The 4,229-nt window shown below is 67.3% G+C and carries 7 protein-coding genes; 2 read left to right on the top strand and 5 right to left on the bottom strand.

The genetic code is table 11. The features are described 5' to 3' along the window. Positions 1–404, bottom strand: a 404-nt coding sequence (locus tag AB1609_16910) for a hypothetical protein (GenBank protein MEW6048127.1), incomplete at its 3' end; no start/stop codon positions are given. 436 nt (positions 405–840) lie between these two features. On the opposite strand from AB1609_16910, the gene AB1609_16915 reads away from it, so the two are divergent. Beyond that, positions 841–1,389, top strand: a complete 549-nt coding sequence (locus AB1609_16915) for a sigma-70 family RNA polymerase sigma factor (GenBank protein MEW6048128.1) — start codon at positions 841–843, stop codon at positions 1,387–1,389. Further along, positions 1,382–2,299: a hypothetical protein gene (locus tag AB1609_16920; protein MEW6048129.1), complete on the top strand. Its 918-nt coding sequence runs from the start codon at positions 1,382–1,384 to the stop codon at positions 2,297–2,299. Before AB1609_16915 ends, AB1609_16920 begins: the two co-directional genes overlap by 8 nt. Here AB1609_16920 and AB1609_16925 read toward each other — a convergent pair. From AB1609_16925 to AB1609_16940, 4 genes are all read right to left on the bottom strand, one after another. Then, positions 2,215–2,709: a sigma-70 family RNA polymerase sigma factor gene (locus AB1609_16925; GenBank protein MEW6048130.1), complete on the bottom strand. Its 495-nt coding sequence runs from the start codon at positions 2,707–2,709 to the stop codon at positions 2,215–2,217. The two genes, AB1609_16920 and AB1609_16925, sit on opposite strands and share 85 nt — an antisense overlap. A 37-nt stretch (positions 2,710–2,746) precedes the next feature. After that, entirely contained in the window at positions 2,747–2,983 is a 237-nt protein-coding gene (locus AB1609_16930) for a hypothetical protein (GenBank protein MEW6048131.1), read from the bottom strand. A 447-nt stretch (positions 2,984–3,430) separates the two neighbouring features. Further along, positions 3,431–3,925 (bottom strand): hypothetical protein, encoded by a 495-nt coding sequence (locus AB1609_16935; GenBank protein ID MEW6048132.1) that lies wholly within the window; start codon positions 3,923–3,925, stop codon positions 3,431–3,433. Beyond that, positions 3,901–4,229, bottom strand: a 329-nt coding sequence (locus tag AB1609_16940; GenBank protein MEW6048133.1) for a hypothetical protein, incomplete at its 5' end; no start/stop codon positions are given. The genes AB1609_16935 and AB1609_16940, both read right to left, overlap by 25 nt.

The following is a 4,229-nucleotide window of genomic DNA, read 5'->3' on the forward strand; positions in this document are numbered from 1 at the left end:
TCGCGGCTCGAATCGGCAAGCAGGATATCGCGGACGACCCGCGGGTTGATGGGATACTGCTGGCGATCGAAACCTGCCCACACCTCCTTCAGTTGTTGGTACTCTGGTGCGGCAGTCACCGGCTGCGTCGGGTCGCGCGGAATGAGGGCTGCGCAGACAAGGCGGCCGGGCGGGCCGGCCTCGCTAACAAGCAGGGTCGCATCGCCAGAGATTGGACTTCTGTGGAACGAGGTTTGGTGCCTTGCGGGGTCAAAGTAACCATGGTCAGCCAGGAAAGACAGGACCCGCTGGCAGGTTGGCTCTCCAAGGTAGCTCTGGGCCCCCATAAGTGGGCAAAGGCCCGCGCTCACCAGCAGGCATGCGATGCCGACCCCCAAGACCAGACGGGGCAGGTACGGCTTCACTGCGCTGTCCCTCCTTGATGCAGTGTATCCAGACCATTGACGCCCGGGGCAACCACCCAGGAACCCGCGGCGACAGCAACCAGTGTCATCGCGTATCTCCGCATCTTGCCTCACCTACGCCAAAGTGCTCACGGTCAGCCTGCCCGCTACCTGGAAGGATCAGGACCCAACTCAATAGCAGCCAGGGCAGGGGTGCCGTGGCACTGCCCACTTGGGCCTCCACCGTATAAGAGACATCCAGCAGGGCCAGGTGTTGGAGATTCGCGCCGACTTCTCGTTCAGCGGCAGACAGGAAAACGTGACCCGAAGCGGTAAATTACGCGATGATACGCCCGTGAGTCTTTGCCGCACAATCCCCAACACTCAGCGTTGCTCCGATACTCGCAAAGCCCCCAACACTCGGGGGTGCTCCGGTACTCTTAGCAGGTGAGAGACCATGGGGGAAGAGCCCGGGTCGCCGCAAGACGACGCGGAGGACGTCCGCAGGGCCAGGCAGGGAGACGGAGAGGCTTTTGCCAGGCTGCTCGGCCGGCACTCCCATCCCCTGCTGCGCCTGGTCACGCGCATCACGGCAGACCCTTACGCGGCCGAGGACATCCTCCAGGAAGCCACCCTGGCAGCCTGGCGGCGCCTCCCCTCTCTGCGCGATGCGACGGCTTTCCGTAAGTGGTTCACAGCCATAGCCGTCCGCCTTGCCTGGCAGTACCTCAGGGCCGAGCGCCGTCGCCGCAAGATCCACGGCGCGGCGACCGGCGACAGCCCCAGCGCCCACGACCACGCCGCCCGCGTCACGGACGCTCTCTGGGTGACCCAGGCGCTGACCGCACTCCCGGAAAGACACCGCCAGGTGGTGATCCTGCGTTACTGGGCAGACCTTACCTCCCGCGAAATCGGAAAGGCCCTGGGGATACGCCCCGGAACGGTGAGATACCTGCTGCTCCAGGCAAGAAGGATGGTGCGAGACGAGATCGGCGAAAGTGGGTGAGAGAGTGCGGCACCCCAAAGAACCCCCCGAAGACGAACTCGACCGGCTGATCCGCCAGGCGGTGAAAGAGTACCTGGAAAGCGCAGAACCCCCACCCGGGTTCGACGAACGCTTGGCCCACACGCTGAGGCACCTGCCGCCGCGGCCCACCAGGTGGCAACGGGTTCTCCGCGCCCTCAAGATCGCCTGCGTCGCCGCGGCCGCGCTTCTCGTGGCCTCGTCCACCATGGTGGTGGCAAGCGGACCCCTCCGGGAGGTAGCCGGCAGGCTCGGCCTGGCCCGCATCACCGCCCCTCTCCGCATCCGCCTGCAGGGGGAGGACACCATCAACCCCTCTCTCCCCCTCCCGCCTCCTCTCACCGCCCCCGAAACTGGCCTGACGGCACGCCTCCCCACCTATCTCCCCAAGGGGTTCGCCCCTGAACCCCTCCTGCAGGTCCACGATACCAGCCGCGGCCCCGTGCTGGTCGCCGGGTACCTGCACAGGCGCACCGGCACCACCGACCTCCGCCTGGCCCAGGCGCAAGCAGTTCAGCCACCCCTCCTCGTTCTGCCCGGCAGCCCCCCTGGAGCCCTGCCCCCGGGCACCACCCTGGTGCGCAGCGGGGAAGTCAGGGTGAGCGATGAGGTGACCGCACGTTACGCCCTGACCCGGGTCCAGCCACCCGGATCAGAGCAGGCCCGCGAGGTACTCTATTTACTCTGGACCGACGCTCAGACCACGTTCCTTCTCGAAGGAGCGATCCCGCTGGAGCAAGCCGTTCTCGTCGCCCGTTCCCTGGGACCCACCAGGACCGGACCTGACCGACCGGGCGAGGTGCCCTTTCAGCAGGGAGAGGGGACCATTAGCCCGGCCCGCACGCTGGCGGGAGGCACACCCGACACGGCCGCAATCTCCTCCACAGTGTAACCGCTCCAGTAGTGCAGCAGGAGCAGTTCGGCGCTTCGGCAGGGAAGCCCGCGCACCAAGTCGAGCAGCCGTTGCTCGCGGGTCGGGGCAGCGTGAGGACCAGAACGGCACTGCGCCCCTCTCCTTCTCACCGCTGACCGGGACAACCCCAGAGCCAGGCAAGCCAGCCAGGCACCGAGGGAACAACTGGTCCTGGCCGCCCGCCCCAGCCGGGCAGCATGAATGAAGGTTTCCTCCGCAACCCGCTCGGCCGCCCGCCGGTCACCGAGCCTGAGATAAGCCAGGCGCAGGACGCGGTCGCCGTGCTCCTGCAATGCCAGCTCCAGCGCCTGCACGGGGTCCTGGCGGCACAGCTTCGCCCACGCCCCCAGGTCGGTCCCAAGCAAGCAACTCCCAGCCCGGACCCCCATGCCCGGCTCCCCCTCTTCCGGTCGGTATCGCTCCACTCTATGGAGGCTTTGAGGCAGGCCACCTGTTGGGTCCTGCCAAGCCACCTGAAGACGGTTCGTAGGGCGGGACGGCCTCCGTGTACCACCGTTTGAACTCAGCGATGCCTGCGGAATGGCTGAACCGCTTCCAACTCCCGCGTCCGGCTTCCAAATAGATGTCCAGGGTCTCCTTGACCCGCGGGTCCAGCACCAGGATGGCCCTGGCCATCGTCACGGTGCCGCCCGCCGTCCTCACCTCAACGGCTTCTTGCCAGCAGAGCGCGACCCAAACCGGGCGGGGCTCTTCCCTGGGGCCCTCCCTTTCCCAGCACGAACGTCGGGAACTCCGGACTGTCCTGGTCCAGCTCAGCCCAGCCGCCCGACGGCACACGGATACCCTGCACGAATAACGGTCCCAGAAGGTCGTCCCACCTTGCCTCGTCGCGGGTAAGAGTTGCGCGGGCATCCCCCGGTGGTCCGGGACAGACCCGGATGGACAACCCCTCCGCCAGGCGCTCCACCTCCGAGGCTATCTCCTCGGCACCGGGCGGGGCAACCTGCGCTGGAACTGCCTCCCGGGCACCTGGCCCCCAGGGGGCGGAGGTACGGCAGCCCCCGGAACTCAGTACGAGCAGAGCAAGGAGGAGCAGCCAGGGTACGCGCGCGATGGCAACCGTCGCACCGGTATCACCACGCCTTTCCGTCACATGTCCATCCTGCGGAAGCGGCGCTCGCCGACCGCAACCGCGAGGGCGAATATGGCCACAAAGACGTGCACGGAGCCGGTGAGCGTTACCGCTTCGCCGAGCATATCTCGGCGCGGGAGATGGATGGCGTACACCAGCCTCCAGACCGGATTCCACGGCACCGACGGCCGGTACACCACGGCCAGCCCATACGATATCACGCCGGCCGCCGCTGCGAAGACCGTAGGCAGGAAGGACTGCGGCCACCACATGGTCAGGACCGCGGGTACCAGGGCGAAGGACCCCAGCCCGACAGCCGTGTAGAGGACGAACGCCGGCAGGAAGGCGGCGGGAGCGTCGGGCCGGACCGCGCCGTGGAGGCGGGGCAATCCTTCCCCCAGGGCATAAGTGCTGAACCGGCCCTCAAGAGGCAACAGGCTCAACCCCGAGATGGAAAGGGCGGTGAAGACCCCCAGCAACATGTAGATCAACGCCGCCAGCACGACGGCCACCACCTTGGCCGCCCACCAGCGTGACCTGGAGCGGGCCCGGGGCAGGACGACCCATGCGTACGGTGAGGACCGGTCGCTTTGCCGGCGACCACCACGCCGAAGACCTGTAGACCGTGCTCGCGCACGTACCCCTCTGCCTGCCGGAAGAGCCTCTGCTCCGGTCCCCGGGTACGCGCCAGGCAGCCCAAGGCCTCCAGGAACGCGCTGCCGTCGTCCCTCTGGCTGCAGTACAGGCCGGGGAAGGCCGGAAACCCCACCAATCCGTAGGTGATGGGGAGGTTGACCCGGTCACTCCCGTCCGGAC

The sequence above is a fragment of the Bacillota bacterium genome, assembly GCA_040754675.1.
Classification (GTDB): Bacteria; Bacillota; Limnochordia; order Limnochordales; family Geochordaceae; genus Geochorda.

Excerpts from the sequence above, each read along its gene's own strand:
- AB1609_16925 (MEW6048130.1), bottom strand. The coding sequence starts at position 2,709 with ATGGGGGTCCGGGCTGGGAGTTGCTTGCTTGGGACCGACCTGGGGGCG.
- AB1609_16915 (MEW6048128.1), top strand. The coding sequence starts at position 841 with ATGGGGGAAGAGCCCGGGTCGCCGCAAGACGACGCGGAGGACGTCCGC.